Origin of the sequence: Synechococcus sp. MU1642 (assembly GCF_020514115.1) — a bacterium.
Classification (GTDB): Bacteria; Cyanobacteriota; Cyanobacteriia; order PCC-6307; family Cyanobiaceae; genus Parasynechococcus.
Map to the genome: position 1 here is coordinate 138,424 of NZ_VTKZ01000003.1, position 25,305 is coordinate 163,728.

General features: G+C 61.8%; 29 protein-coding genes. 15 read left to right on the plus strand and 14 right to left on the minus strand.

Going from position 1 to position 25,305, the window contains the following annotated elements; genetic code table 11:
- The 3 genes from FZZ85_RS04705 to FZZ85_RS04715 are packed head-to-tail and all read left to right on the plus strand — an operon-like array spanning nucleotide 1 to nucleotide 3,373.
- Complete coding sequence (locus FZZ85_RS04705; protein ID WP_226412718.1) at nucleotides 1-951, plus strand: UDP-glucuronic acid decarboxylase family protein; 951 nt, start codon at nucleotides 1-3, stop codon at nucleotides 949-951.
- Complete coding sequence (locus FZZ85_RS04710; RefSeq protein ID WP_226412720.1) at nucleotides 948-2,351, plus strand: nucleotide sugar dehydrogenase; 1,404 nt, start codon at nucleotides 948-950, stop codon at nucleotides 2,349-2,351. Before FZZ85_RS04705 ends, FZZ85_RS04710 begins: the two co-directional genes overlap by 4 nt.
- Nucleotides 2,351-3,373, plus strand: coding sequence for an NAD-dependent epimerase (locus tag FZZ85_RS04715; protein WP_226412722.1), 1,023 nt, complete (start codon nucleotides 2,351-2,353; stop codon nucleotides 3,371-3,373). The genes FZZ85_RS04710 and FZZ85_RS04715 overlap by 1 nt, the downstream gene beginning before the upstream one ends.
- A gap of 95 nt (nucleotides 3,374-3,468) precedes the next feature.
- On the opposite strand, the gene FZZ85_RS04720 is transcribed toward FZZ85_RS04715, so the two are convergent.
- The 6 genes from FZZ85_RS04720 to FZZ85_RS04745 all read right to left on the minus strand — a co-directional run bounded on the left by FZZ85_RS04720 (nucleotide 3,469) and on the right by FZZ85_RS04745 (nucleotide 5,681).
- Nucleotides 3,469-3,669 carry a photosystem II reaction center protein J gene (locus tag FZZ85_RS04720; RefSeq protein ID WP_226412724.1) on the minus strand — a complete coding sequence of 67 codons (201 nt, stop codon included), beginning with the start codon at nucleotides 3,667-3,669 and terminating at the stop codon, nucleotides 3,469-3,471.
- A gap of 10 nt (nucleotides 3,670-3,679) precedes the next feature.
- Nucleotides 3,680-3,799 carry a photosystem II reaction center protein L gene (locus FZZ85_RS04725; protein ID WP_006852026.1) on the minus strand — a complete coding sequence of 40 codons (120 nt, stop codon included), beginning with the start codon at nucleotides 3,797-3,799 and terminating at the stop codon, nucleotides 3,680-3,682.
- Between the two features lie 8 nt (nucleotides 3,800-3,807).
- Nucleotides 3,808-3,948, minus strand: coding sequence for a cytochrome b559 subunit beta (psbF, locus tag FZZ85_RS04730; protein ID WP_166015669.1), 141 nt, complete (start codon nucleotides 3,946-3,948; stop codon nucleotides 3,808-3,810).
- Between the two features lie 3 nt (nucleotides 3,949-3,951).
- Nucleotides 3,952-4,200, minus strand: coding sequence for a cytochrome b559 subunit alpha (gene psbE, locus FZZ85_RS04735; RefSeq protein ID WP_166015668.1), 249 nt, complete (start codon nucleotides 4,198-4,200; stop codon nucleotides 3,952-3,954).
- A gap of 71 nt (nucleotides 4,201-4,271) precedes the next feature.
- Nucleotides 4,272-5,273 (minus strand): photosynthesis system II assembly factor Ycf48, encoded by a 1,002-nt coding sequence (locus tag FZZ85_RS04740; protein ID WP_226412726.1) that lies wholly within the window; start codon nucleotides 5,271-5,273, stop codon nucleotides 4,272-4,274.
- 9 nt (nucleotides 5,274-5,282) lie between these two features.
- Nucleotides 5,283-5,681, minus strand: coding sequence for a rubredoxin (locus tag FZZ85_RS04745; protein WP_226412728.1), 399 nt, complete (start codon nucleotides 5,679-5,681; stop codon nucleotides 5,283-5,285).
- Nucleotides 5,682-5,764: 83 nt separating this feature from the next.
- Here FZZ85_RS04745 and FZZ85_RS04750 point away from each other — a divergent pair, with 83 nt between their 5' ends.
- The 3 genes from FZZ85_RS04750 to FZZ85_RS04760 are packed head-to-tail and all read left to right on the plus strand — an operon-like array spanning nucleotide 5,765 to nucleotide 7,433.
- Nucleotides 5,765-6,127 carry an NAD(P)H-quinone oxidoreductase subunit 3 gene (locus FZZ85_RS04750; RefSeq protein ID WP_011363234.1) on the plus strand — a complete coding sequence of 121 codons (363 nt, stop codon included), beginning with the start codon at nucleotides 5,765-5,767 and terminating at the stop codon, nucleotides 6,125-6,127.
- 2 nt (nucleotides 6,128-6,129) lie between these two features.
- Nucleotides 6,130-6,870 (plus strand): NADH-quinone oxidoreductase subunit NuoB, encoded by a 741-nt coding sequence (gene nuoB, locus FZZ85_RS04755; RefSeq protein ID WP_226412730.1) that lies wholly within the window; start codon nucleotides 6,130-6,132, stop codon nucleotides 6,868-6,870.
- Nucleotides 6,867-7,433 carry an NAD(P)H-quinone oxidoreductase subunit J gene (locus tag FZZ85_RS04760; protein ID WP_226412732.1) on the plus strand — a complete coding sequence of 189 codons (567 nt, stop codon included), beginning with the start codon at nucleotides 6,867-6,869 and terminating at the stop codon, nucleotides 7,431-7,433. The genes nuoB and FZZ85_RS04760 overlap by 4 nt, the downstream gene beginning before the upstream one ends.
- A 7-nt stretch (nucleotides 7,434-7,440) precedes the next feature.
- On the opposite strand, the gene yvcK is transcribed toward FZZ85_RS04760, so the two are convergent.
- Nucleotides 7,441-8,793 carry a uridine diphosphate-N-acetylglucosamine-binding protein YvcK gene (gene yvcK / locus FZZ85_RS04765; protein WP_370631137.1) on the minus strand — a complete coding sequence of 451 codons (1,353 nt, stop codon included), beginning with the start codon at nucleotides 8,791-8,793 and terminating at the stop codon, nucleotides 7,441-7,443.
- A gap of 152 nt (nucleotides 8,794-8,945) precedes the next feature.
- Here yvcK and FZZ85_RS04770 point away from each other — a divergent pair, with 152 nt between their 5' ends.
- Nucleotides 8,946-9,704: an ABC transporter ATP-binding protein gene (locus tag FZZ85_RS04770; RefSeq protein WP_226412922.1), complete on the plus strand. Its 759-nt coding sequence runs from the start codon at nucleotides 8,946-8,948 to the stop codon at nucleotides 9,702-9,704.
- Between the two features lie 5 nt (nucleotides 9,705-9,709).
- The gene (locus FZZ85_RS04775) at nucleotides 9,710-10,570 is read left to right on the plus strand and encodes an MlaD family protein (protein ID WP_226412736.1); all 861 of its coding nucleotides are present in this window, start codon (nucleotides 9,710-9,712) and stop codon (nucleotides 10,568-10,570) included.
- Between the two features lie 50 nt (nucleotides 10,571-10,620).
- Here FZZ85_RS04775 and bchD read toward each other — a convergent pair whose 3' ends face one another.
- Entirely contained in the window at nucleotides 10,621-12,729 is a 2,109-nt protein-coding gene (gene bchD, locus FZZ85_RS04780) for a magnesium chelatase ATPase subunit D (RefSeq protein ID WP_226412738.1), read from the minus strand.
- Nucleotides 12,730-12,767: 38 nt separating this feature from the next.
- Between bchD and folK the strand changes: the two genes are divergently transcribed.
- A complete protein-coding gene (gene folK / locus FZZ85_RS04785) occupies nucleotides 12,768-13,250 on the plus strand; it encodes a 2-amino-4-hydroxy-6-hydroxymethyldihydropteridine diphosphokinase (protein WP_226412740.1) in 483 nt (160 codons plus the stop codon).
- Here folK and FZZ85_RS04790 read toward each other — a convergent pair.
- A complete protein-coding gene (locus tag FZZ85_RS04790; RefSeq protein WP_226412742.1) occupies nucleotides 13,192-14,922 on the minus strand; it encodes an ATP-binding cassette domain-containing protein in 1,731 nt (576 codons plus the stop codon). The two genes, folK and FZZ85_RS04790, sit on opposite strands and share 59 nt — an antisense overlap.
- 50 nt (nucleotides 14,923-14,972) lie before the next feature.
- Here FZZ85_RS04790 and FZZ85_RS04795 point away from each other — a divergent pair, with 50 nt between their 5' ends.
- Nucleotides 14,973-15,533 carry an NUDIX hydrolase gene (locus FZZ85_RS04795; protein WP_226412744.1) on the plus strand — a complete coding sequence of 187 codons (561 nt, stop codon included), beginning with the start codon at nucleotides 14,973-14,975 and terminating at the stop codon, nucleotides 15,531-15,533.
- Nucleotides 15,533-16,966: an FAD-binding domain-containing protein gene (locus tag FZZ85_RS04800; RefSeq protein ID WP_226412746.1), complete on the plus strand. Its 1,434-nt coding sequence runs from the start codon at nucleotides 15,533-15,535 to the stop codon at nucleotides 16,964-16,966. Before FZZ85_RS04795 ends, FZZ85_RS04800 begins: the two co-directional genes overlap by 1 nt.
- On the opposite strand, the gene FZZ85_RS04805 is transcribed toward FZZ85_RS04800, so the two are convergent.
- Nucleotides 16,945-18,186, minus strand: coding sequence for a DegT/DnrJ/EryC1/StrS aminotransferase family protein (locus tag FZZ85_RS04805; protein WP_226412748.1), 1,242 nt, complete (start codon nucleotides 18,184-18,186; stop codon nucleotides 16,945-16,947). The two genes, FZZ85_RS04800 and FZZ85_RS04805, sit on opposite strands and share 22 nt — an antisense overlap.
- Nucleotides 18,187-18,205: 19 nt before the next feature.
- On the minus strand, nucleotides 18,206-18,790 hold the full coding sequence (locus FZZ85_RS04810) for a thioredoxin family protein (protein ID WP_226412924.1): 585 nt from the start codon (nucleotides 18,788-18,790) through the stop codon (nucleotides 18,206-18,208).
- Between the two features lie 57 nt (nucleotides 18,791-18,847).
- On the opposite strand from FZZ85_RS04810, the gene FZZ85_RS04815 reads away from it, so the two are divergent.
- Nucleotides 18,848-19,366: a hypothetical protein gene (locus FZZ85_RS04815; protein WP_226412750.1), complete on the plus strand. Its 519-nt coding sequence runs from the start codon at nucleotides 18,848-18,850 to the stop codon at nucleotides 19,364-19,366.
- Here the strand turns inward: FZZ85_RS04815 and FZZ85_RS04820 are convergent.
- Together FZZ85_RS04820 and FZZ85_RS04825 are read right to left on the minus strand one after the other, a co-directional pair.
- Nucleotides 19,348-19,788 carry a hypothetical protein gene (locus FZZ85_RS04820; protein WP_226412752.1) on the minus strand — a complete coding sequence of 147 codons (441 nt, stop codon included), beginning with the start codon at nucleotides 19,786-19,788 and terminating at the stop codon, nucleotides 19,348-19,350. The two genes, FZZ85_RS04815 and FZZ85_RS04820, sit on opposite strands and share 19 nt — an antisense overlap.
- Before the next feature lie 14 nt (nucleotides 19,789-19,802).
- A complete protein-coding gene (locus FZZ85_RS04825) occupies nucleotides 19,803-20,708 on the minus strand; it encodes an FAD-binding domain-containing protein (protein WP_226412754.1) in 906 nt (301 codons plus the stop codon).
- Nucleotides 20,709-20,790: 82 nt separating this feature from the next.
- Between FZZ85_RS04825 and fabI the strand changes: the two genes are divergently transcribed.
- The 3 genes from fabI to FZZ85_RS04840 are packed head-to-tail and all read left to right on the plus strand — an operon-like array spanning nucleotide 20,791 to nucleotide 23,741.
- Nucleotides 20,791-21,573 carry an enoyl-ACP reductase FabI gene (fabI, locus tag FZZ85_RS04830; RefSeq protein ID WP_226412756.1) on the plus strand — a complete coding sequence of 261 codons (783 nt, stop codon included), beginning with the start codon at nucleotides 20,791-20,793 and terminating at the stop codon, nucleotides 21,571-21,573.
- 29 nt (nucleotides 21,574-21,602) lie between these two features.
- Entirely contained in the window at nucleotides 21,603-22,211 is a 609-nt protein-coding gene (gene hisB, locus FZZ85_RS04835) for an imidazoleglycerol-phosphate dehydratase HisB (RefSeq protein ID WP_226412758.1), read from the plus strand.
- A gap of 60 nt (nucleotides 22,212-22,271) precedes the next feature.
- Nucleotides 22,272-23,741 carry a carotenoid oxygenase family protein gene (locus FZZ85_RS04840; RefSeq protein WP_226412760.1) on the plus strand — a complete coding sequence of 490 codons (1,470 nt, stop codon included), beginning with the start codon at nucleotides 22,272-22,274 and terminating at the stop codon, nucleotides 23,739-23,741.
- On the opposite strand, the gene FZZ85_RS04845 is transcribed toward FZZ85_RS04840, so the two are convergent.
- Nucleotides 23,742-25,289 carry a BCCT family transporter gene (locus FZZ85_RS04845; protein ID WP_226412762.1) on the minus strand — a complete coding sequence of 516 codons (1,548 nt, stop codon included), beginning with the start codon at nucleotides 25,287-25,289 and terminating at the stop codon, nucleotides 23,742-23,744. It abuts the gene before it with no gap.
- Nucleotides 25,290-25,305 lie beyond the last annotated feature (16 nt).

Sequence of the window (25,305 nt, forward strand, 5' to 3'; positions counted from 1 at the left end):
ATGCAGATCAATCTGGTTACTGGAGGTGCTGGGTTTCTTGGCTCCCATCTGATCGACCGGCTGATGGAGTCCGGAGAGGAAGTGATTTGCCTCGACAACTATTTCACCGGGCGCAAGGCCAACATCGCCCATTGGATCGGTCATCCCCGTTTTGAGCTGATCCGTCACGACGTCACGGAGCCGATCAAGTTGGAGGTGGATCGGATCTGGCACTTGGCCTGCCCGGCCTCTCCGGTGAACTACCAGTTCAATCCCGTCAAGACCGCTAAAACCAGTTTTCTCGGTACTTACAACATGCTGGGGCTGGCCCGGCGGGTGGGAGCGCGGTTGTTGCTTGCAAGCACCAGTGAGGTCTATGGCGATCCGGAGGTGCATCCCCAGCCGGAGAGCTACCGCGGCTGTGTGAACCCGATCGGCATCCGTAGTTGCTACGACGAGGGCAAGCGCATCGCCGAGACCCTCTGCTTTGACTACCAGCGTATGAGTGGTGTGGAAGTGCGGGTGATGCGGATTTTCAACACTTATGGACCGCGAATGCTGCCTGAAGATGGCCGCGTGGTGAGCAACTTCATCGTTCAAGCTTTGCGGGCTCAACCCTTGACGCTCTACGGGGATGGGTCCCAGACCCGATCGTTCTGCTATGTGAGCGACTTGATCGAGGGAATGATTCGCCTGATGAATGGAACCCATACGGGACCAATGAACATTGGCAATCCGGATGAATTCACCATCCGTCAGCTTGCTGAGCTGGTGCGCGCTCGGATCAACCCGGCTTTGCCGTTGATCGAGAAACCGTTGCCTGAGGATGATCCGATGCAGCGCAAGCCGAAGATCGATTTGGCTCGCGAGCAGTTGGAGTGGCAGCCGACTGTGTCACTGGAGCAGGGCTTAGACCCGACGATCGATTCGTTCCGTAGGGTCCTTGCACTACGAGATCAGCCTGAGGCGTGACGATTCAACGCATTTGCTGCATTGGTGCTGGCTACGTGGGCGGCCCAACCATGGCGGTGATTGCGGATCGTTGTCCTCAGGTGCAGGTCACGGTGGTGGATCTCAACCAGGCTCGGATTGATGCCTGGAACGATCCAGACTTGAGCCGACTGCCGGTGTATGAGCCTGGCCTGGATGACGTGGTGGGCCGCGCCCGTTGGCGCAATCTCAGCTTTTCCACGGCCGTGGAAGCCGCGATTGCGGATGCCGACATGGTGTTCATCTCGGTGAACACACCCACAAAGACGAAAGGACTGGGGGCGGGCCAGGCCAGTGACCTGCGCTGGGTGGAGGCCTGCGCACGCACCGTGGCCCAGGCGGCCAAAGGCCACACGATCGTGGTGGAGAAGAGCACCCTGCCGGTGCGCACGGCGGCTGCGATCAAAACCATCCTGGAAGCGGCATGTGACGGAGAGGATCAACGCACGTTCTCAGTGCTGTCCAATCCCGAGTTCTTGGCAGAGGGAACGGCCATTCGCGATCTGGAAGCCCCAGACCGTGTGTTGATCGGTGGTGACGATTCGACCTCCATTGATGCCCTTGCAGCGATCTACGCCCATTGGGTTCCGCAGCAGCAGATCCTGCGCACCAACCTTTGGAGCAGCGAGCTCTCCAAACTCACCGCCAATGCCTTCCTGGCTCAGCGGATCAGCTCGATCAACTCGATTGCTGCTTTTTGCGAGGCCAGCGGCGCAGACGTGCGTGAGGTGGCCCGGGCGATTGGCACCGACAGACGGATTGGCCCGAAATTCCTCAATGCCGGGCCAGGTTTCGGTGGCAGCTGTTTCCAGAAGGACATCCTCAATCTGGTGTATCTCTGCCGGCATTTCGGCTTGCCCGAGGTGGCGGATTACTGGGAGAGCGTGGTGGCGTTGAACACCTGGCAACAGCACCGCATTGCTCGATTGGTTGTGCAGAAGCTGTTCGGCACGGTGACAGGGAAGCGGTTGGCGATTCTTGGCTTTGCTTTCAAGGCTGACACCAACGACACTCGTGAGGCCCCGGCGATTTGCATCTGCCGCGATCTTCTCGAGGAGGGCGCACAACTCGTCATCCACGATCCCAAGGTGGCGGCCGATCAGATAGCTCGGGATCTGAATCAGGAGCCGGCCTCTGAGGTGGATCGGCTGAGTGGAACCGGCAGTTGGGCTGAGGCCGGAAGCGTTGAGGATGCCGTGATGGGTGCTGATGCCGTGCTGGTGCTCACGGAATGGCAGCACTACCGCGATCTCAATTGGCAGGCTCTGGCCGTTCGGATGCGTAAGCCGGCCTGGGTCTTTGATGCCAGGGCTGTCGCCGATCCTGTCCAGATCAAAGCCGCTGGCCTCAGCCTATGGCGCGTTGGCGATGGAGAGGGTTGATGGCACGCACCGTCCTGGTCACCGGAGCTGCTGGTTTCATCGGAGCTGCCTTGAGTCAGCGTTTGCTTCAGCAGGGAGACAGGGTTGTCGGTCTCGACAACCTGAACGACTATTACGATCCAACCTTGAAGCAAGCGAGGCTGCGTCAGATCGAGGCGATCGGCTCAGGAGATGCTTGGCGTTTCGCAGAAATGGCTCTGGAGGACGGCGAGGCCCTGATGGCGTTGTTCGCTGCTGAGAAGCCGGAGGTGGTTGTGAACCTCGCCGCTCAGGCCGGGGTTCGTTACTCCTTGGAGAACCCAGCGGCCTACATCCAAAGCAACCTGGTGGGCTTTGGCCATCTGCTGCAAGGTTGCCGCCACCACGGCACCCAAAACCTCGTCTATGCCTCGAGCAGTTCGGTGTATGGCGGAAACCGCAATCTGCCTTTTCATGAGCAGCAGCCGGTGAACCATCCGGTGAGCCTCTACGCCGCTAGCAAGAAGGCCAATGAGCTAATGGCGCACACTTACAGCCATCTATATGGCTTGCCGGCGACCGGCCTGAGGTTTTTCACGGTGTATGGCCCCTGGGGCCGCCCCGACATGGCCCCGATGCTCTTTGCACACGCCATTTTGTCGGGTGAACCGATCAAAGTGTTTAACCACGGCAAAATGCAGCGGGATTTCACCTACATCGATGACATCGTAGAAGGGGTGCTGCGTTGCTGTGACAAGCCAGCAACTGCAAATCCGGAGTTTGATCCACTTCAGCCTGACCCTGCGACTGCGGCAGCACGGCATCGGGTTTTCAACATTGGCAACAGCCAGCCAATTGAGCTTTTGCGCTTCATCGAAGTGATGGAACAGGCCCTTGGCCGAGAGGCAATCAAGGATTTTCAGTCGATGCAGCCTGGTGATATGGTCGCGACCGCTGCGGACACAACTGCTTTGGAGCAATGGGTGGGTTTCAAGCCATCCACCTCCATTGAGACAGGGGTGGATGCGTTTGCTCGCTGGTACCGCGACTACTTCTACGTTTGAACGAGGACGTCTGCACTCCACTTAGAGACAGATGGTATCGGCCACAGAAAAACCGGTCATGAAGACCGGTTTTTTGCTTCTTCTTTAAGAATCAATCAGGCGGAACCAACGCCAGTGTATGACCCGTAGAAGAACAAGCCCACAACGAACAGAACAGCCATCCCTCCTGCAGTGGCGACCAGCCAAAGAGGAAGAACGCCTTCAGTCCAGCGGCTTTTCCAGGGCACAGCCGGTGTGCCATCAGGATTGCGATCGGGAATGCGACCGTCGGGATATGGAGATTTTTTTCCGCTCATCGAATAATCCTCAGTTAAAGAAGTAGCTGGACATGAGAACGCCGGTAACGAAGACGAATAGCAGGCCCAAGTACAGGCTGGTGCGGTTGAGCTCAACCGGAAGGTTGTTGGGATTGGGATTGCGTTCCATGGGTCGGATCAGCGGCGGATGAACTGCATCGCGCCGAGGGCGCCAAGGAAAAACACCGTCGGGATGCCGAGGGTGTGCAAAGCCAGCCAACGCACCGTGAAGATCGGATAGTTGCGTGGCGTCGTGGCGACGGGAGGAGCTTGTGTCATGACTTATTTCAGACGGATGTCGAGATCAGACTTGCCTTCATAGCGCTGGCTCACCACGGGAGCCTTGCTCTCAGATGCTTGAAAATAAGCATCGGGGCGAGGGGTACCGAAAGCGTCGTAGGCGAGGCCGGTGGACACGAACAGGAAGCCTGCCAAAAAGATGGAAGGCAGTGTCACGGCGTGTATAACCCAGTAACGGATGCTCGTGATGATTTCGAAGAACGGGCGTTCTCCTGTTGAGCCGGCGGCCATAGCTTTGGGCGTGTCAGAACATAGATCTTAGGAGGTGGCTCTGGCGAGCTGAGGCTGAGGCGGTACCTCAGTTACACAGCGTTGCCGACCCAACGGAGCAGGTTGCCCCGCTCACCCAGCACAAAAGCATGCTCTCCGTCGAAGACCATACGGGTGAAATTGCTGGGTTGACGGTCGCCGACAGGGTCGTTTTCCCAGCTGTCGCCGCCGTCTTTGCTCACCAGAAGGGTGCCGTTGCCGCCGCCGGCCCAAATGGCTCCGTCGTCGTCCCACGCCAGATCCATGTAGCCGTAGCCATTGGTGATCGGAATGATCGCCTTGCTCCAGCTGTCGAAGTCCCCAGGCTCATCATTCAGCCGAATCTGCGCGCCGCGGGCCACCATCCAGAGATTGCCATCGGGCTGGAAGCCGATGCTCTGCAGCCGCTGGCTGCTCACCCGCTGGTGCACCTGCCAAACGGAATCACCCGGTTGCCACGTGGCATAGAAGTTGCCCAGGCCACTTACGCTCACGTAGCTGCCATCGTTGCTACGTCGCAAGTCGCGGACGGCACCTGCGGCATCGGTCACCTTGGCTTCCCAGCTGCTGCCGTCGTTGTGGGTCTCGTAGACCGCCCCTACGTTTGTGGCAAGTTCTGCCGAATGGCTGCTCAGGGCAGTGATCAGGTAGGGCTCACCGGGCAATTTGGTGTCGAGAAATAGGCGAGTCCAGTTCTGGCCGCCATCGTCGCTGTGCATCAGTAGCCCTGGCTGTCCTGCGATCCAGCCTTCATCGCCATTGAAGTCGATGCTGATCAGACGAAAGTTCTCTTCGTCGGGCAGGTCGAGACTGCGCTCGCTCCAGTGGGCGCCACCGTCATTGGTTTCCCGAATCATCCGGTTGCTGCCCACCAGATAGCCGTGGCGGCTGTCGGTGAAGGCAACATCCAGTGGGTTGGCCTGGGTGTCCAGATCCATGGCCTGCCAGGGGCTGGTGGTGGCCGTGGGGACGTGGGTCGTAACGCAGCCGCTGAGGCTGACCCCCAACACAAAAACCAGTATGAGCTGGGTCGCAGAGTTCAACAGACGTTTCATTGGTTGGCCTCAGCGCAGGGAATAAAGGGATAGGAAGAAGGCGAAGCCGAGGGCAAGGCCGCCAAAGATCAGAACATTCTTCTGTCCTGGGGTCATTCGATTGACACCAAGGCCGAAATTCAGATTTTCGTCGAAGCCGCTTGCTTTGGCGCGCGGGCCGATGTCACGGAAAGCGGCCACTCTGCTCCTGCAGACCGGACAACGAAACGACATCGGATCGAGATCTTCGAAAGCAGTGCCGGCTTCGATACCAACCTTTTTGACGCCTTCCTCAGGGTCGTAGACGTAGCCACAGCTGCGACATTCGAAACGGTGGGTCCGTGTGTCGCTCTCCGGGGCGGTTTCAAGCGCTGGCTCCACCGCTTCGGTCGATTCGACCGGCTGGACGGACAGTTGTTCGTCGCTCACCGCTGTGTTGCTGGGCGAGACGACTCTATCGGCGACAACTCCCGGCAGTGAATGCCAGACTGGCTCGGTCTTCGGGGACCTTCATGTTTGCCCTGCCCGGCTACGACGCCTTCCTGGGGTTTCTGCTAATTGCAGCAGCAGTGCCCGTGTTGGCTCTGGTTACCAACAAGTTGGTAGCACCGAAAAGCCGTGCCGGTGAGCGCCAGCTCACCTACGAATCCGGCATGGAACCCATCGGTGGTGCCTGGATCCAATTCAATATTCGGTATTACATGTTTGCGCTGGTTTTCGTCATTTTTGATGTCGAGACCGTGTTTCTTTATCCCTGGGCCGTTGCATTCAATCGTCTCGGCTTGTTGGCTTTCATTGAAGCCCTGATTTTTATCGCCATCCTCCTAGTGGCCTTGGCCTACGCCTGGCGTAAAGGCGCCCTTGAGTGGAGCTAGTCATGTCTGAAAACACATCCCCCTCCATTTCTGCTGTTCGCGATCTGCGCGAAGCCAGCTGCGGGCCGGTTGGTGCACCGACGATCACTAACGACCTCAGCGAGAACGTCATCCTTACCAGCCTGGATGACCTGCATAACTGGGCTCGTCTGAGCAGTCTCTGGCCCCTCCTTTATGGGACGGCCTGCTGCTTTATCGAGTTCGCAGCTTTGCTCGGCTCCCGCTTCGACTTCGACCGTTTTGGTCTTGTTCCTCGCAGTTCCCCGCGTCAGGCCGACCTTCTGATCGTGGCCGGCACGGTGACCATGAAAATGGCCCCAGCCCTGGTGCGGCTTTATGAGCAGATGCCAGAGCCGAAGTACGTGATCGCTATGGGTGCCTGCACCATCACCGGTGGCATGTTCAGTGCTGACTCCACCACCGCTGTGCGCGGCGTCGACAAGCTGATTCCGGTCGATCTTTATTTGCCTGGCTGTCCGCCTCGCCCTGAAGCCATTTTTGACGCCGTGATCAAGCTGCGTAAGAAAGTTGGGGATGAGTCGCTGGCGGAGCGGCGCAAGCATCAGCAGACCCATCGCTATGTGACGGTCTCCCATCAGATGAAGCGTGTTGAACCCGTCGTGACCGGCGCCTACCTCCGGGCTGAATCCCAAAAAGCTGCCCTGGCTGCAGCGCCGGCTGGTCAGACTTTGGCGACTGATGCCGCCGTGCTCACCCCTGCTGCTGAACCTGTCGAGTCATGAGCGAAACCCCTTCCAAAAAATCTTCTGCTTCCGATGAAGCGGGTGCTGTTGTTGCTCCCGAGCCTGGTCCGGTGAGCCAATGGCTGAACAAGCAAGGCTTTGATCACAACAGCCTCGAGCCTGATCATCTCGGCGTTGAACAGATCGGCGTTGAAGCTGCCGTTCTTCCCATGATCACTGCGGCACTCAAGAGCAACGGTTTCGACTATCTGCAGTGCCAAGGGGGCTACGACGAAGGCCCCGGTGAGCAACTGGTTTGCTTCTATCACCTGTTGGCGATGGCTGAACAGTTGGAAGCCATGGCGGCCGATCCTTCAGCCAAGTTGCGGGAAGTGAGGGTCAAAGTATTTCTTAGCCGTGAGGGAACCCCCTCACTGCCGTCGATCTATGGCTTGTTCCGTGGCGCGGATTGGCAGGAGCGTGAAACCTTCGACATGTATGGCATCCAATTCGAGGGGCACCCGCATCCCAAGCGTTTGCTTATGCCTGAAGACTGGAAAGGTTGGCCGCTGCGTAAGGACTACGTGCAGCCTGATTTCTACGAAATGCAGGACGCCTACTGAACGCCGTTCACGAGGCGTTCTGGGAGCGGTGGCTGCGGTAAAACCGCATCACCGCAAGCGCAAGGCCGCGCGAATCGTGGCGCAGTGTTGCCGTCGGCCGAACCCCCTGCAGTGGTGCCTGGGTGACGTCATAGCCGTCCGAGCGGAGCCCTTCCGCATCGCAACGCACCGGATCGGCTCCGCGGCTTTGGTAGTAGCGCACCAGATTTGAATCGGGCAGGTCGTCCTGGGCCAGGACGGCATTAAAAAGTCTGGGTTCAATACCAATGCTGGCAAGCTGTGCTTCGATCGCTCGGATGTGACCTCGCACATCAAGGCCATCGGTCTCGCCGGGCTGCGTCATCAGGTTGCAGATGTAGAGCCTGGGGGCCTTGCTGCGTTTGATGGCACTCACCAGTTCTGGTACCAGCAGATTGGGGAGCAGGGATGTGTAAAGGCTGCCGGGACCGAGCACGACCAGGTCGGCATTGGCGATCGCTTCGAGTGCCCGGGGCAGGGCAGGCGGTCGTTCAGGACTGCAGCCCAGACGAACAATGGGGCTGGTGGCGTGACCGATGTTGCTTTCCCCTTCGATCCGTTGGCCGTTTTCAAGTTCGGCCCAGAGCTGCACATCCACGTTGGTGGCCGGCACCACCTGACCTTGCACGGCCAGCACACGACTTGATGCGGTAATGGCTGTTTCCAGATTGCCCGTGATCGCTGAGAGGGCTGACAGAAACAAATTGCCGAAGCTGTGCCCCTCCAGACCGCTCCCGGCCGCAAAGCGGTATTGGAACAGGCGGGTGAGCAGTGGCTCTTCAGTGGACAGAGCGGCCAGACAATTGCGAATGTCGCCCGGGGGGAGCACCCCCAGTTCCCGCCGGAGAACACCGCTGCTGCCGCCGTCGTCAGCGACGGTGACGATGGCGGTGATGTGGCTGCTGTAACGCTTGAGGCCGCTCAGCAGGGTCGATAAGCCTGTTCCACCGCCGATGGCCACGATGTTGGGCCCCCGGTTCAAGCGGCTTTTGGCCCGCAGAGCATCCACCAGAACGGTGTCTTTGTCGGGGGCGAGAGCCTGTTGAATCGAGCCGAAGCTGCGGCTTTGCCCCCAAAGCAAAAGGCCACTGCCGATGAGCACCACCAGGGGGCCGGTGATCTCTCGGGGCAACACGGTGGTGAGGGTGCTCAGCAGCCAGCTGAGGGTTTCCAGAATCCAGTAGATCGGTTTCAGGTCGGCCCAGACGGCCGCCCCAAGCAGGGCCATCAACAGGCCCAGGCCGGAAGTCAGTAGCCAGCGTTTGACAACCAGGCCAGGTTGCAACCAGCGCACGGCCCTTTGGGATCGGGTCATCAGATCCCGTCGCCGTTGATCGCGCATCTTCCGGGCTTGGCGTCTGCTTGTTGGGGGCTTTCGCGCCAAAGAACGGCTTGATGAGCAAGTTCACCGAACTGTACGGAGCTTGCGGAAAGGCGGCAGGATGTTTGTGTTCTTCCGCCCAGACCGTGCCGCAGCTTCAACCCGTCGTGGAGATGCGGGACCTCACGATGCAGTGGGGACCTCGGCCTGTCCTGGATCGGGTCAACCTGACTCTGCGTGCCGGGGAGCGCTTGGCCGTGGTGGGTCCATCAGGGGCTGGCAAGTCAACCGTGTTGCGCCTGCTGGCTGGTTTGCAGTTGCCCACCTGCGGTGAGCTGCGCTTGTTCAACAAACCGCAGATCTACCTGCGGCTGGACCAGACCGATCCGCCGGACGTGCGGCTGGTGTTTCAAAACCCCGCTCTCTTGGCATCGTTAACCGTTGAGGAGAACGTCGGCTTCCTGTTGCGGGAACGCGCGCAGCTGTCGCGGCAAGAAATTCGCGACCGTGTGCATGGCTGCCTCGAGGCGGTCGGTCTCTACGACGTGGCCCACCTCTATGCCGGGGAATTGAGTGGTGGCATGCAGAAGCGGGTGAGCTTCGCCCGTGCCCTGATTGATGATCCTCAGCGGAGGGATCAGTCGATGCCCTTGCTGTTGTACGACGAGCCCACATCAGGGCTCGACCCCGTGGCTTGCACACGGATCGAAGACTTGATTGTGAAAACTACCACTGTGGCGCAGGGATGTTCGGTGGTTGTGAGTCACGTGCGCAGCACGATTGAACGCTCTGCGGAACGGGTGGTGATGCTCTACGACGGCAAGTTCCAGTGGGAAGGCTCGGTGGATGCGTTCCGCACCACAGACAACCCCTATGTCGTCCAGTTCAGGACGGGTAGCCTGCGCGGACCGATGCAACCGGCGGAGCACTGACCACCATGCGACGCAGCGTTCGTGATGCCATCGTCGGATTCACGGTGATTGGCGGCATCATCGGATTTGCTTCAACGGCCCTTTGGCTTCGGGGGATTCGTTTGGGGTCCAGCCACTGGTACTTGACTGCCCGTTTCAACGATGCGGCGGGCCTGGCAGAGCGTTCTCCTGTCACCTATCGGGGCATCCTGGTTGGTTCGGTGCGCACGATTGAGGTCACGCCTGAGGCTGTGGTGGCAGAGCTTGAGATCGACAAAGGTGATCTGCGCCTGCCTCTCCCCGTGACGGCCACGGTTGGGGCGGGCTCGCTGCTGGGGGGTGACGCCCAGGTGGCACTGGTCAGCGGTGCTACTCCCCTTCCCAATAACGCACCTCTCCCCCGCGGGGCCGATTGCCAGCCAACGCGTCAGCTCTGCAACGGTGGAACTGTTGTGGGACGAGAGACCCCGAGCCTCTCCACCGTGACAGCAACCATGCAGGAGCTGCTGGCACAGGTTCAGTACGAACGGGTGATCCCCAATGTGGCTGTCTCACTCGAGCAGATTGAGGCCACCACGAAGGAATTCCAGGCGCTGATGCTTCAGTTGCAGGACGAACTCTCCAAGGCCGCTCCCGTGATTCGCAATCTGGAGGCGGCTACGGCTCACGTGAACAACATCGTCTCCTCCCTCGACAATCCCCAGACGGTGAGTGAGCTCAAGCAGACGGCCGCCAATGCTGCCGAGTTCACCGCCAAGATCGATGCTGTGGGTGGCGATGTGGCGAAACTCACAGGTGATCCCGAGTTTATGAAGGGCGTGCGCAATCTCACCATCGGGTTGGGTGAATTGTTTGGCGAAATCTATCCGGCGCAAACCGCTCAATAAGTACGATGCCGGGTCGATATTGATGTGATTTCGACCCGATATCGTGCTGATCAGATGTTGCTGATGGCGTCCATCGCAACCGCTGCAATCGCCTGATCGCTGGCCTTGGGCAGCTGAACGTATTTGCCGCCTGCAGCTTCGGCGAGGTCTTTGCCCATGCCGCTACCGATGAACTTGCGCTCGGTGTCGATCACCAGCAGCTTGATGCCGAGCATCCGGTAGCGGGCGGCAACGTCCAGCACTTCTTGCTTGAGGTCGGGTTTCTCCTCTCCCTCCAGCTCGGGTTGGCCCAGGGAGGTGCTGAGCGGCACGTTCCCGCGTCCGTCGGTGATGGCCACCACCACCACCTGGCCGAGATCGCCAGTGGCCAGAGCATTGGCGCCAACGCGAGCGGCCTGGGTGAGGCCATGGGCCAGAGGTGAACCGCCGCCGCAGGGCATTGATTCCAGGCGTCGACGTGCTGCCGTGATCGAGCGGGTGGGGGGGAGCAGCACTTCGGCTTGATCGCCCCGGAAAGGGATCAGTGCCACCTCGTCGCGGTTTTCATAGGCCTCGGTGAGCAGTCGGATCACGGCACCTTTGGCACTTTGCATCCGGTTCAGGGCCATCGATCCACTGGCATCCACCAGGAACACCACCAAGGCACCGGCCTTGCGTTGCAGCAACTTGGCCCGCAAATCGCCTTCTTCCACGATCACAGAACGGCCTGGTTCTCGTTCGCGGCGGATCTTTTGGTACGGCGCCGCTGCCCGCAGGGTGGCGTCCACGGCGATCCGGCGGACCGGCCCGCGGGGCATCATCGGTTTCACGTAGCGACCACGACTGTCGCTGAGCACCACCGAACGGCTGCCGCTATTGCCACTTTTGGCTTTGGCAGCATTGAACAGCAGCAGATCGGGGTCAACCTCGATCGCTTCGGGATCGAGCATGAACTCCTCTGGCACCGCCGGTGGGGCCTGGTCTTCTTCGCCGTCACCCTCGTCATCATCGGCGTTGTCGTCCTCGCTGTTGTCTTCCGGAGGGTCGTTCTCCTCCTCGTCGGATCCCTCCGGTGGTGGGGGTGGGTTGTCCTGTTGCTGGTCGCCTTGGTCCTGGGGCGGCGGCGGCGGCTCCTGGTCCTGCGGTGGCGGTGGTTCCATCTGCTGGTCCGGTGGCGGCATCTGGGAGGCTCGGGGTGCAATCACCAAAGCCACGGCCACTTGCAAGTCTTCGGCTTCCACTTGATCCCTGCCGCTGAGTGCGGCATGGGCCTTGGCCACCCTCACCGCGTAAAGCTCGGAACGATGGCCCTCCACACCACCGCGGATGGCTTCGGTGACGAGGTATCCGATCTGTTCGCCGCTGATCTGCACATCTGGCAGCCACTGGCGAGCCAGCAGAAGTTGGGTGGCCAGGGCATCGGTTTCCTCGCCCCACTTCTCCGCAAAGCTGCGGCTGCATTGGCCATGGCTGATTACCGCATTGGTGATTTCCACCCGCTGCTCAGTGCTCACAAGCTGATTGGCCGAGAGTGCGATGGCAAAGCGATCCAGCAGGTGATCTCGGATGTTGCCCTCCTCTGGGTTGTAGGTGGCGATCAGCAGCGGCCGGCAGGGGTGGCTCAGGCTCAGACCTTCTCGCTCCACGCGGTTTTCGCCGCTGCCCACGGCCGCCAGCATCAAGTTGACGATGCCGTCATCCAGAAGGTTGAGTTCGTCGACGTAGAGAACACCACGGTGGGCATCCGCCAGCAGGCCGGGCTGAAATACGGCACTGCCACTGGACAGGGAGGCGGCGACATCCACGGCGCCCACCAGGCGGTCTTCAGTGATGCCGAGGGGGATCTGAACGAAGGGGGCAGGGATCACCGTTGATGGGGCTTCGCCACTGATCCGCTCACGGGTGGCGTCGTCCCATTCCTCCGGGTTCTGGGGATCGAGGTTGCGCCCCACACCCCCATCGCCATCGAGGATGTCGATGGGAGGCAGCAGGGCATGCAGGCCCCGAGCCAAAACTGATTTGCCGGTGCCGCGTCCCCCCGCGATCACCACCCCGCCCAACCCAGGGTCCACGGCTGCCAGCAGAAGGGCCAACTTCAACGTGCCATGGCCCGTGATCGCTGCCAGCGGAAAGGCACGGGTGGCCTGATCGTCCTTCACCGCTACTCCGCTTGCCACCATGGACGCGTTCAGCCCGTTCGTGCGCGCCAGTCTCGCTGATGCCCCCCATCGATGACCCTTTTGTTGCGGTGGCGCTGGGGGCGAACCAGCCCAGTGCGGCGGGCTCGCCGCAGGAGACGTTGCTAGCGGTGCAGCCTTTGTTGGAGGAGCTGTTCGCGCGTTGGTCCGCTCAACAGCTCCGCTTCTGCTGGTCGCAGCTCGTGGAGACCACGCCCGTCGGTCCGGTAGATCAGCCTGATTACCTCAATGCCGTGGTGCTGGTGGAGGGGCTGAAGGCCCCGCCGAGCGAGGCCGCCGCCTTGCAGCTGCTGGATGTGCTTCAGGGGTTGGAACAGCAATTCGGCCGCGACCGATCGCGGGAACAGCGCTGGGGGCCCCGCAGCCTCGATCTGGATCTGCTGTTCTGGGGGGAGCTAAGGCTGGATCACCCGAGGCTGGTGCTGCCGCACCCCCGCTTGCATCTCAGGACGTTTGTGCTGGCGCCGTTGTTGGAAGCGATGCAGGGTTCGGCTCCACCGTGATCACCTGATCGGCCTGGGCCAGGAGCTCCGGGTCGTGACTGCTAATCAGCATCAGCCGGTGCTGGGCGCGTTCGCGTATCACCGAACGAATCTGCTCAGCGGCCTTGGCATCCAGGAAAGCCGTCGGTTCATCGAGCACCTCGAGTGGCTTGTTGCGCAGCCAGGCCCGCAGCAGCCCCAGCCGATGAATCTCTCCGCCGGAGAAGGGATCCTGCGCCAGGGCGAGCGGTGCATCCAGCCCGCTCTGGCGCAGAAGCAGGTGGGCCAGTCCCAGCCGTTGCAGCCAGGTTTCGATGTCGTCTCGATGGAGATTCGCCCCCAGCAGCAGGTTGTCGCGCAGGCTCGCTTCAAAGAGCACCGCGTTCTGGGGGGCATAGGCGATCAGCTGATGCATCTGCCGCGCCCCGGCCAGTCCGCTTAGTTGCCAGGTGTCGTCAGCGCAGTTCAGCTGCCAGTGACTGTCTTCCTCGTTGAGCAGTCCACAGACGCGATCGATCAGGGTGGTTTTGCCGCTGCCGGAGGGGCCGGTGATCGCCACCAACCCACTGGCGCTCAGGTCAAGCGACCTCAGGCCGGTGGAGGCGTTAGCGCTGCTGCTCCAGTGCAGTTGGCTCCAGCGCGCAGTTGAGAGGCTGATCAAGCTTGCATCAGCAATCGTGCGGTCGCTGGCTTCGCCCTGGCGTCGGACCAGCTGGTCGCGCCGCCGGCACAGCGCCTCATAGCCCGGCAGGTTGCCCAGGCAAAGGCGGCGGGCCTGCACCACCATGCTCAGGGAAGCACTGGCGCGGTAAGCCAACACCAGGGTGGTGGTGAGCGTTTCGGCGGTCAGGGCCTCCCCTTGAAGCAGCATCCACAGACCGGCGACGGCCACCACCAGGGTGTCGCGCCAGGCGTTGTAGCTGGCCCGGCGGCGCACCCGTTCCCGCAGCAACCAGCGTCCTTCCGCCGTTTCCCTGGCGAATCGCTGAAGCAGCCAACCCTCCGCCGTTGCGGCGCGCAGGGCCTTGAGACCATGCAGCCCATCCCCGACGGTGCGCTGTAGAGCTGCATTCAGTCGACTCTGGATGCGGCCCAGACCCCAGCTGCCGGAGCGCTGCAGCAGGGCAGCTGCCGTGGTGGCCAGCAAGGCCAGCAACAGCGGCCAGGCCGTGGCCCTGCCGACCAGCACCACGCTGGCGAGGTAGATGCCCATGGCCAGCAGCGACTGCCCCATCCGCACTGCCTGGTCCAAGCTCAGTGCCGTGCGGTTGATGTCGGCCATCAGCAGGGCGAGCAGTTCGCCGCGCCCCAGCCGGTCCAGCTGAGCCGAGGAGGCCTCGAACACCTGGTGCAGCAGCTGCTGCCGCAGCCGATCGGTGAAGCCCGAGCGCAACCGCTCCCGCTGAATGGCCACCCGGGCCTGGATCAGACCGCGGAGCAGGATCAGACCCACAAGGATCCCCAGACTCCCGGCCACGGGCAGGCCCTGAATCAGCCCTCGTGAGCGGCTGCCCAGCAGCAGCGTCACCGCCAGACCGAGGCCGGCGATGTCGAGCAGGCTGCTGAGGCTGCTCAGCCCGCTCAGCCAGGCCAGGTGTCGCCATCCTGCTTCCCGGGCCAGGGCTTTGAGCAGCTGGATCTGCCGCAAGCGGGCCAGCGGTAGTGGACCTGGTCGGTTCAAGGCAGGCGGCACGGGGGGCTGGGCTCACCCGCCATGCTGGGCCACAGCAATGCCCGTGACCCATGGCACCCCTGCCGTCACCGGAACCGTTCGAGCTGCTGGACACCGTCGAGGTGGTGGATGCTCGCAAGCTCCGTTTCGAGCGCAACCGGATCAAATTGCCGATGGGGGTGGAGGCCACCTTCGGGATGATCCGCCACCCCGGCGCCTCCCTGGCGGTGCCGATCACCGAAGATGGCCAGGTGGTGCTGCTGCGGCAGTATCGCTTCGCGGTGCAGGCCCGTCTGCTGGAGTTTCCTGCGGGCACCCTGGAGGAGGGGGAAGATCCTCTGGAATCGATGCAGCGCGAGCTGGGGGAAGAGGCCGGTTACAGCGCAGCGAAGTGGGATGTGTTGGGGCCGATGCTTCCATGCCCGGGCTATTCCGATGAGGTGATCCACTGCTTCCTGGCTCGGCAGCTCACCCCACTGGAGAACCCGCCAGCCGGCGATGACGATGAAGACCTTGAGGTGGTGCTGATGAGCCCAGCGCAGCTGGATGCAGCACTGGCATCGGGCGATGAATGGCTGGATGGCAAAAGCGTCACCGCCTGGTTCCGTGCCAAACAGCTTCTCGACCTCTGATGACCAGCTCTCGCGTTCTGTTCTGGCACCGCCGCGATCTGCGCTTGGCGGACAACCTCGGATTGGTGGCTGCTGCGCAGATCAGTCCTGCGGTGACGGGCGTTTATGTGCTCGACCCCCAGGTGATCAACCCGCCGAAGCATTTGCCGCCGATGGCGCCGTCCCGCCTGTGGTTTCTGATCGAGAGCCTGGTGGAATTGCAGCAGCGCTGGCGTGAGGCCGGCAGTCGCCTGGTGGTGCTGGAGGGCGACCCGGTGGCGGTGTTGCCGCAGCTGGCGCAGCAGATCGGTGCTGAGGCTGTGGTGTGGAACCGCGATGTGGAGCCCTATGCCCGTGAGCGGGACCGCCAGGTGGCCAAAACCCTGCAGGCTGAGGGCTGCAAGGTGGTGGTGGATTGGGATCAGCTGCTCATCGCTCCGGAACTGCTCAAGACCGGCGCTGGCGATCCCTACCGCGTGTATGGCCCGTTCCTGCGCAACTGGCGCGGCCAGGTGCTGGATCAGAAGCCAGCCACCGTTGCTGCGCCCTCTGGCTTGCTGGATCTGCCGCCGGATCTGGTGTCGTCTGGTGATCCCCTGCCCGCCCTGCGGGACAGCCATGGGTTCCAAGGCACCGAGAGCTGCCCCTGTCGACCCGGAGAAGCCGCGGCCCTGGCACAACTCACCAGCTTCTGTGATGGTCCGCTGCTTGGCTACGAACCCGACCGCAATTTCCCTGGCACCGCCGGCACCTCGTATCTGAGTGCTGCCTTGAGCGTCGGTACGCTCAGCCCTCGCCAGGCCTGGTGTGCCGCCCAGGACTCTCGCGACCAAGCCCGCAGTGAGGAGCAGCTCCATGCCATCTCTGTATGGGAGCAGGAGCTGGGCTGGCGCGAGTTCTACCAGCAGGCGCTGTTTCATTTCCCTGAGTTGGCCGACGGCCCCTATCGCGAGCAGTGGCGGCGTTTTCCCTGGGAGAACAACGAGGACTGGTTCGACTTCTGGAAGGACGGTCAGACCGGCATTCCGATCATCGATGCAGCGATGCGGCAGCTCAATCAGACCGGCTGGATGCACAACCGCTGCCGCATGATCGTCGCCTCCTATCTGGTTAAAGACCTGATCTGCGACTGGCGCTGGGGCGAGCGCGCCTTCATGGAACTGGAGGTGGATGGCGACCTTGCTGCCAACAACGGGGGTTGGCAGTGGAGTGCCAGCAGCGGCATGGACCCCAAGCCTCTTCGCATCTTCAACCCCGCCACCCAAGCCTCCAAATTCGATTCAGCTGGCGACTACATCCGCCGGTGGGTGCCGGAGTTGCGTCATGTGAACACCAAGGATCTGCTCAGCGGTGAGATCGGTGCGCTGGAACGGCGCGACTATCCCGAACCGCTGGTTAATCACAAGAAGCAGCAGGCACGTTTTAAGGCGCTTTACGCCACCATTCGGTCTTGATCGCCTTCGTCGCCACGACGAAATTGGGCAGGCACATCAGATGTCAGCAAATGGCGCACCGTGTTGATCACAGCCTGTTGCTGCTCTTCACTTAACTCAGGGAAGATTGGCAGGCTCAGCACCTGGCCGCAGAGCTGTTCCGTCACCGGTAATGAACCCTGTTTCAAGCCCAGATGGGCATAGGCCGGCTGGCGGTGAATCGGAATCGGGTAGTAAATGATCGTGTTCACCCCACGCTCCTGCAGAGTCTGCTTGAACCAGTCGCGGCAGCAGCTTTCCGGGATCCCGTGGCGTGCACTGGTGCTGGAGGGAATGCAGCTTGCGTTGCAGAGCGGCTGGTTATTGGGGCAATTGCCGATGCGAACCACAAATTGGTTCCAGCTGTGGCCGTCCTCGGCCGTCGGCAAGGTGATGCCATCGAGATCCCCGAGGGCATCCAGATAACGCTTAGCGATGGCGCCTCGTTTGCTGATCCATGCCTCCAGCTTTGGTAACTTCACGTTCAGCACAGCCGCCTGGATCGCATCCAGGCGGCTGTTGTAGCCAAGGCTGGTGTGGAGGTAGCGCTCGGGCATGCCGTGAACGGCCAGCTCACGCATGATCTGGGCCAGTTGGGCATTGCTGGTGGTGACGGCACCACCGTCTCCTGCGGCGCCGAGGTTCTTGGTGGGGAAGAAGCTGAAGCAGCCCGCATCACCGAAGCTTCCCACCGCCTGCTTTTGCCAACGGGCTCCTGTCGCCTGCGCGCAGTCTTCGATCACCTTGAGCTGATGATGCTCGGCAATGGCCATCACTCGGGTCATGTTGACCGCACGCCCGAACAGGTGCACCGGCATCAGAGCCTTGGTGGCGGGGGTGATCGCGGCTTCGATCTGATCGAAATCGATCAGGTAGGTGCTGGGGTCGACATCCACGAACACTGGCGTGGCGCCGACGGCGCTGATGGCCTCAGCAGTGGCGAAAAAACTAAAGGAGGCAGTGATCACCTCATCCCCTGCCCCGATTCCCAGGCCGCGCAGGGCAAGGATCAACGCATCGGTGCCGCTGTTGCAGCCCACGGCGTGCTCGCAGCCAACGCTCGTGGCGAAGGCCTTCTCAAAGCGTTTGATTTGCGGTCCACCGATGTACTGGCCACTGCGCACCACCTCGAGCACCGCCTCCTCGAGGTCTACACCGAGATCATCGATCTGCTGGCTGAGGCTGAAGGGAGGTACCTGCATAAAGCAAATCTTAAGTGGCTCAGTCGAACCACTCCGGTTCGTGTCCAGGGTTCCACTTCACATTGCAGCCCACCGAGGCGGTCTGCTCTTGGTTCACCTGTGATCCCGTCAGCACGGCATCGAGGGCGGCCCGCAGGTCGCGGCCGTTGAGGGGTTGATTGTTGCCGGGACGGCTGCCGTCCAACTGGCCGCGGTAGCGCAGGCTCTGCAGGCCTTCACCATCGGCTGAGAACAGGTAGAACTCCGGCGTGCAAGCGGCCTTGAGGGCTCGGGCCAAGGTTTGTTGCTCATCCAGCAGGTAGGGGAAGCCCCAGTTCTGGCGCCTGGCCTGCTCTGCCAGTTGCTTCGGTCCGTCCTGGGGGTGAGTGATCAGGCTGTTGCTGCTCACGCCCACCAGCTGAACCGCGTCGCTGAAATCGTTGTCCAGCCGCTTGAGTTCGGGTTCCACGTGCTTCACAAACGGGCAATGGGCGCAAAGCACCATCAGCAGCACGGGTCGGTGGTCCAGAGAACTGCTGTTCAGCTGCCCGCCCGTGACCTGGGGCAAATCAAAACTGGGCAGGCCCGTGCCGAGCGCCAGCATCGTTGATGGTGTGAGGGCCATAGGGCTCAGGCAGATGCGGCGAATCTGCTTCAGGATGGCCACCTCCGCTGGTGATGGATGCGGCGCCTGCGTCTGCTTTGGGGAGTTGGCCTGCTGCTCGGGGCTTGCGCTGCGCCGAAGGAGCCGCCCAGCTGGCGGTTGTTCCCCCTGCAGCGCTACTCGCCCCATGACGGGGTAGCCGTGGTCAACCAGCCCGATGGCTACGGGTTGCACATCTACCTGGAGACAGACACCAGCTTCCCGGGGGTGTGTCGTCCTCGCTGGTTGCCGGATCCAGCACGCCTGTTCAACGGCAATGGATCCACACCGTTCAGTTCCGGTCTGGCGGCCCGTCAGGAGTTTTTCGATGCCGTGGCCCGGCGTGATGTGCGTAGCCTGTTGAAAAAGGAGCTCAAAGCTCTGTGCCAGGACCGCGCTCCGAACGACCGCTGGCAATGGACTGAGCCGCCCCGGAACGACAATCAGGTGGTGCCTCTGCAGCTTCCCTCCCTCGAAGAGAAAGACCTGCTCACCAATCCGGTGGACGAATTGAAGCGGGCCCTACAGCTGCTAGGAGATCAACGGGCTGCCGAGTAGCCCTCCCACACCACTGCTTCGGCTTCGCGCCAATAGCGGCTGAACCGCCCCAGCCGAGGTGGCCGTGGCAGCTCCACGAACGGTTCGGGATCCAGCAGCTCAAGCGGCAGTTCCGCGTCGATGGCCTCGCCGATCTGCTCCAGGCGTGGATCCACTGCGCTGCTGCTCACCACACCATCGGCCTGATGGCGACGGGCAAAGGCCAGCACCTCAGCGGCCACATCCCCCTTTCGCAGGGTGAGGGGAAGGTCGAGGGCGTTTTCGTAGAGGAAGCCGAGTCGTTTGCGGCTGATTCGTGCGTCTTGGATCCAGCAGGTGTCGAACACGAACACTGCTGGTGCCTCCGGCCAGGCCTGCAGCGCTGGGTTGTTGGCACCAAGGGCCTCCTCGTGAATCCAGAGGATGGGGCGTTGGAATGTCATGAGGAATCTGCTGCTTATCGCTTGGGACGGGCCAGGGCGGCACTGGCGCCTCCGCTGCTCCGGCGTTGGCGTTGCTGATTTCGGTTATTACCGGTCTCCCGAATGGCTGGCATTGGAGCGAACAGCCGGTTCTCCAGTTGGTCATAGCTGCCTTCCAATGGGCAGCTGTTCGCACTGGGGCAGCTGTCGCAGAAGTGACCGTCGCTGTAGCGCTCCAGGTTGCCGCGGTTGAAGAAGTAGGGCTTGTGGCTGAAGGTGCTGGCAACCCACTGCCAGCTCAGATGGTTGCTGGCCGGATCGCCATCCAGCAGGTGCTCAAGAAACCAGTCGGCTCCAGCCTTCCAGTGGACCCGTCGCCAATGCACAAGCCAGGCTGCCATCCACATGCGGGCGTGGTTGTGCAGCCAGCCGGTGCTCACCAGTTGATCGCGGAAGCCATCCATGCAGGCCAGCCCCGTGGTCCCTGCGCGAACATCGGCCGGCAGCTCTCGGGAGTAGGCACCAGCGTCATGCCCCGTTTTGAACGGTTCCTGATCGTGATGGATGCCATCCCCCAGATCGAGCCACATCCGTTGCCAGAAGTCGCGCCAACCGAGTTCGTTGATTAGTTTTCCGCCTTCATCTCGGTTGCGAATCCGGGCAAAGACGGCATCGCGCACCTCCGGGAGGCTCAGCACGCCGTGGCGGATGTAGGGCGACAGCCCGGTGACAGCACCATTGAGGTGATTACGGCTTTTGGCGTAGCTCCTTGCGTCAATGCGCCGCAGCTTGTTTTCGGCTGCCTCACGCCCACCGCGGATCGGGCTGAGCTCCCCTTCCGCTTCAGGGAACTCTTGCGCCAACAGGGTGTTTAAGGCATCGCGGGACGCGAATTGCCGCGGCAGGTCGCCGTTGATCGGGGGTGACGCAGCGCTGGGCACCGGCCTTTGTCGGTAAACGAGCGGTGATCTTGGCGGGGGATGGGGGAGAATCGCGCGAATTCATCCGTTCCGGTCTGTCCCGATGCTGCTTGATCTCACCGGCAAGAAGATTCTCGTCACCGGCATCGCCAACAACCGTTCGATCGCTTGGGGCATTGCTCAGCAGCTGAAGGCTGCCGGTGCTGAACTCGGCATCACATACCTGCCTGACGACAAAGGCCGTTTTGAGGCCAAGGTGCGCGAACTCACCACTCCCCTGGAGCCCAGCCTCTTCCTGCCTTTGAATGTGCAGGATGCCGACCAAATGGCTGAGGTCTTTGGCGAGATTAAGGAGAAGTGGGGCGTTCTCGATGGTCTGGTGCACTGCCTGGCCTTTGCCGGCAAGGAAGAGCTGATCGGTGACTACAGCGCCACCACCGCTGAAGGTTTTGCACGATCCCTCGATATCAGTGCCTATTCGCTGGCCCCTCTCTGTGCCCATGCCAAGCCGCTGTTCAGCGAAAAAGCTGGTGTGATCACGCTTTCGTACCTCGGCGCTGAGCGGGCCATCCCCAATTACAACGTGATGGGTGTCGCCAAAGCGGCTCTGGAGGCCTCCGTTCGCTATCTCGCGGCAGAGCTTGGTCCCGAGAAGCAGGTACGCGTCAATGCCATCAGCGCCGGCCCGATCCGCACCCTGGCCAGCTCCGCCATTGGCGGCATCCTCGAGATGATCCACAACGTGGAGGAGAAAGCCCCCCTGCGTCGCACCGTCACCCAGATGGAAGTGGGCGGCACCGCTGCCTTCCTGCTCAGCGATCTGGCCAGTGGCATCTCCGGTCAGACCATTTACGTGGATGCGGGCTACTGCGTCACCGGAATGTGAGGCACGATGAGGGCACTGAAGGTCGGGTGATGGCACGTCAGGGAACGATCCATCGGGTCACCGGTGAAACCGATGTGAAGGTGCGTCTGGATCTGGACGGTTCCGGCCAGTGTCACGCCAGTACCGGCGTGCCGTTTCTCGACCACATGCTTCATCAGATCAGCAGCCATGGCCTCATCGATTTGGAGATCAATGCGGTTGGAGACACCCACATCGACGATCACCACACCAATGAGGACGTCGGCATTGCTGTGGGGCAGGCCCTGGCCCAGGCCCTGGGGGATCGGCGCGGAATCCACCGCTTCGGTCACTTCGTGGCACCGCTGGATGAGGCCTTGGTTCAGGTGGCCCTGGATTGTTCCGGTCGCCCCCACCTCAGCTACAGCCTTGCGATCTCCAGTCAGAAGATCGGCACCTACGACACCGAGCTCGTGAAGGAGTTCTTCGTGGCGGTGGTCAACAACAGCGGATTGACTCTCCATATCCGTCAGCTGGATGGGGCCAACTCCCACCACATCGTGGAAGCCTGCTTCAAAGCTTTTGCCCGGGCCCTCCGCATGGCCACCGAGGTGGATCCACGCCGGGCCGGCGCCATACCCAGCAGCAAAGGAGTGCTTGAGCAGGCTGGCGCCAGCTGAGGTTGGCCGCGCGCTTCACAGTCCGTTACGAGAGGATGGGTGAACGTTGATCGTCTACCCGTGACCGTCGCCTCCGCCCGCAGATACGACCGCAGCGACTGGGCCAGCTCCTTTGTGAATGTGGAGGAGGAACTCACCGACGTGGCGCTGACGCCGGTGCGTGGAGCGGTACCGGCCGAACTTCAGGGCACCTTCTATCGCAATGGTCCTGGACGGCTTGAGCGGGATGGGCATCGGGTACATCACCCCTTCGATGGCGACGGCATGATCGCGGCGATGCGGTTTGAGAACGGTCGTGTCTCCCTAAGCAACCGTTATGTGCGCACCGAGGGTTGGCTGGCGGAGGAGAAGGCCGGCAAAATTCTCTACAGGGGGGTGTTCGGCAGCCAGAAGCCGGGTGGTCGGCTGGCCAACGCCTTTGATCTGCGTCTGAAGAACATCGCCAATACCAACGTGGTGCGTCTGGGGGATCAGCTGCTTGCCCTCTGGGAGGCGGCTGAACCCCATGCGCTTGATCCACGCAGCCTGGAGACCCGCGGCCTCTCACGCCTCGACGGTGTGTTGAAAAAGGGCGAGGCCTTCAGTGCTCACCCCCGCTTCGACCCCGGCCACAACGGCCGGCCCCGCATGGTCACCTTCGGGGTCAAGACCGGGCCCCGCAGCACCATCCGATTGATGGAGTTCGCCACCGATGGCCCGCAGGCAGGCACCCTGCTGCACGACCGTTCTGACAGCTTCCCCGGCTTTGCCTTCCTCCACGACTTCGCCATCACTCCCAACTGGGCGGTGTTCCTCCAGAACGCCATCGCCTTCAATCCCCTTCCCTTTGTGACCGGCGAAAAGGGTGCAGCTCAGTGCCTGGCCTCTCAACCCGGTGGCAAGGGGCGTTTTTGGTTGATTCCCCGCGATTCCGGCCGCTTCGCTGGTCAGAAGCCACGCATCCTGGAAGCCCCCGATGGTTTTGTCTTCCATCACCTCAACGCGTTCGAGGATGGCGATCACGTTGTGGTGGAGAGCATCGTCTACGACGACTTTCCGTCCATCGGACCCGACGAGGATTTCGCTGAGGTGGATTTCGACACGGTGCCGGAGGGCATCCTGCACCGTTGCCGTCTTGATCTCAGCCGTGAATCGGTGCAGACCGAGCGGATCAGCCAGCGCACCTGCGAGTTCGCCATGGTCAACCCCGAGCGTCAGGGCCTCAGCGCCCGCTTCGCCTGGATGGCGGTGGCGGAGCGGGAGACGGGCAACGATCCGTTGCAGGCAATTCAAAAGCTTGATCTTGACTCCGGTACAACCCACACCTGGAGTGCGGCACCCCGTGGCTTTGTGAGTGAGCCGTTGATGGTGTGTCGTCCCGGTGCTGAAGCCGAGGACGACGGCTGGGTGCTGGACCTGGTGTGGAATGGGGCCCGGGCTGCATCCGACCTGGTGATTCTCAGCGCCCGTGATTTGTCTGAGGTGGCGGTGCTGGAGCTGCCGTTGGCCGTTCCCCATGGCCTGCATGGGAGCTTTGCACCTATCAGCTGATCAGGTGAGTCCTTCGCGCTTGGCTTCCTTCCAGGCCAGCCTTGGCGCGCTCCAGAGGGTTGCCAGCACCAGCGGGGTGACCGGCACCGCGGTGATCACGATGAAGGCTTGAAGTGCATCGATGGAGGTGCTGTCCCCCAGGCCCGTGCCGATGCGCAGCAGCACCAAGGTGAGACTGCCGATCATCAAGGCCCAGAACAGGCGAAGCAAAGCAGGGGGCTCGTTGCGGCCGCTCACCACCATGGCCGCGGCGTAACTCATCGAGTCGGCGCTTGTGCACATAAACAGCACCACCAGCACCAGGCCGATCGGAATCAGCAGGCCGGCCAGGGGCAGCTGGCTGAGGATGGTCAGCAGTGCAGCGGCGGCTCCGTTTTGGGCGAGGGCTTCGCTGATGCCGCCTCCGGCCAATTCCAAATGCAATCCTGTGCCCCCCAGCAGGGTGAACCAAAGGTTGGTCACGATTGGACAAAGGATGGCTACTGCCAGCACAAGTTCACGGATGCTGCGACCTCGGCTGACGCCGGCGGTGAACAGCCCCATCAAGGGCGCATAGCCAAGGAACCAGCCCCAGTAGAACACCGTCCAGCCATTCACCCAGTTCGCCGGCACGGCATTGGGTGTCAGGGCCATCTGCGGCATATGGATCAGGTAAGTGATGAAGCCGCTGAAGAAGTGCTGAATCAGCCAGATGCCCGGGCCCAATAGCAGCAGGCCCGCCGCCATGGCCAGGGTGAGCCAAACATTGAGCTCCGAAAGCCACTTGATGCCTTTTTGGATGCCACTGACCGTGGATGTCGCAAAGACTGCCGTCAGCAGCACCACTACCAAGGATTGCAAGCCGGCACTGTCGGTGAGCCAGGGCAGTTGCCCTGCGGCATTGCTGAGCTGCAGCGAGAGGAAGCCCAAGGGTCCAACAGTGCCCGCGATTGCGGCCACCACAGACAATCCATCCGCCAGGTGACCGATCGGACCATCCACCCAGCTGCGCGGCACGATGTTCACCAGCAGGGTGCGGGGACGTAGGGGTTCACCGCGTCGCTCCAGGATCGAGAAGGTGATTGTGGTGGTGGTGGCTACTAGGGCCCAGGCGAGGAAGCCCCAGTGCAGAAAACTCACCGCCAGGGCGGGATTCACAGCTGCTGCCGTGCTGCCCTCGACCCCTTCAAACACTGGTGATGGGGTCTGGAAGTGATACAGCGGTTCGGCTGCTGACCAGAACACCCCCCCCCCCGCTAGCAGGGTGCAGATCAGCACTGCGCACCAATCAAAGAATTTGAAGCTCGGTTTGGCCTCCAAACCTCCAAGTCGGAGGTTGCCGACTGGACTGATGGCCAGGATCAGCGCGATCAGAAACAGCAGCACCACCATCCACTGCCAGACCCCGCCGAGGGCACCACTGATCACGGCTTTGCCGGTTTCAGTGAAATGCTTGGCCAGCGCCAGGTCGATCGCCGAGACCAACAGAAAAATCAGCAGGGGGATGGCGCCAACCCAGAGAGGGGGCTGTCGCCACCAGGAACGCTGGTTTGCGGGGTTGTCAGACATCGGATGAGGGGTGAAA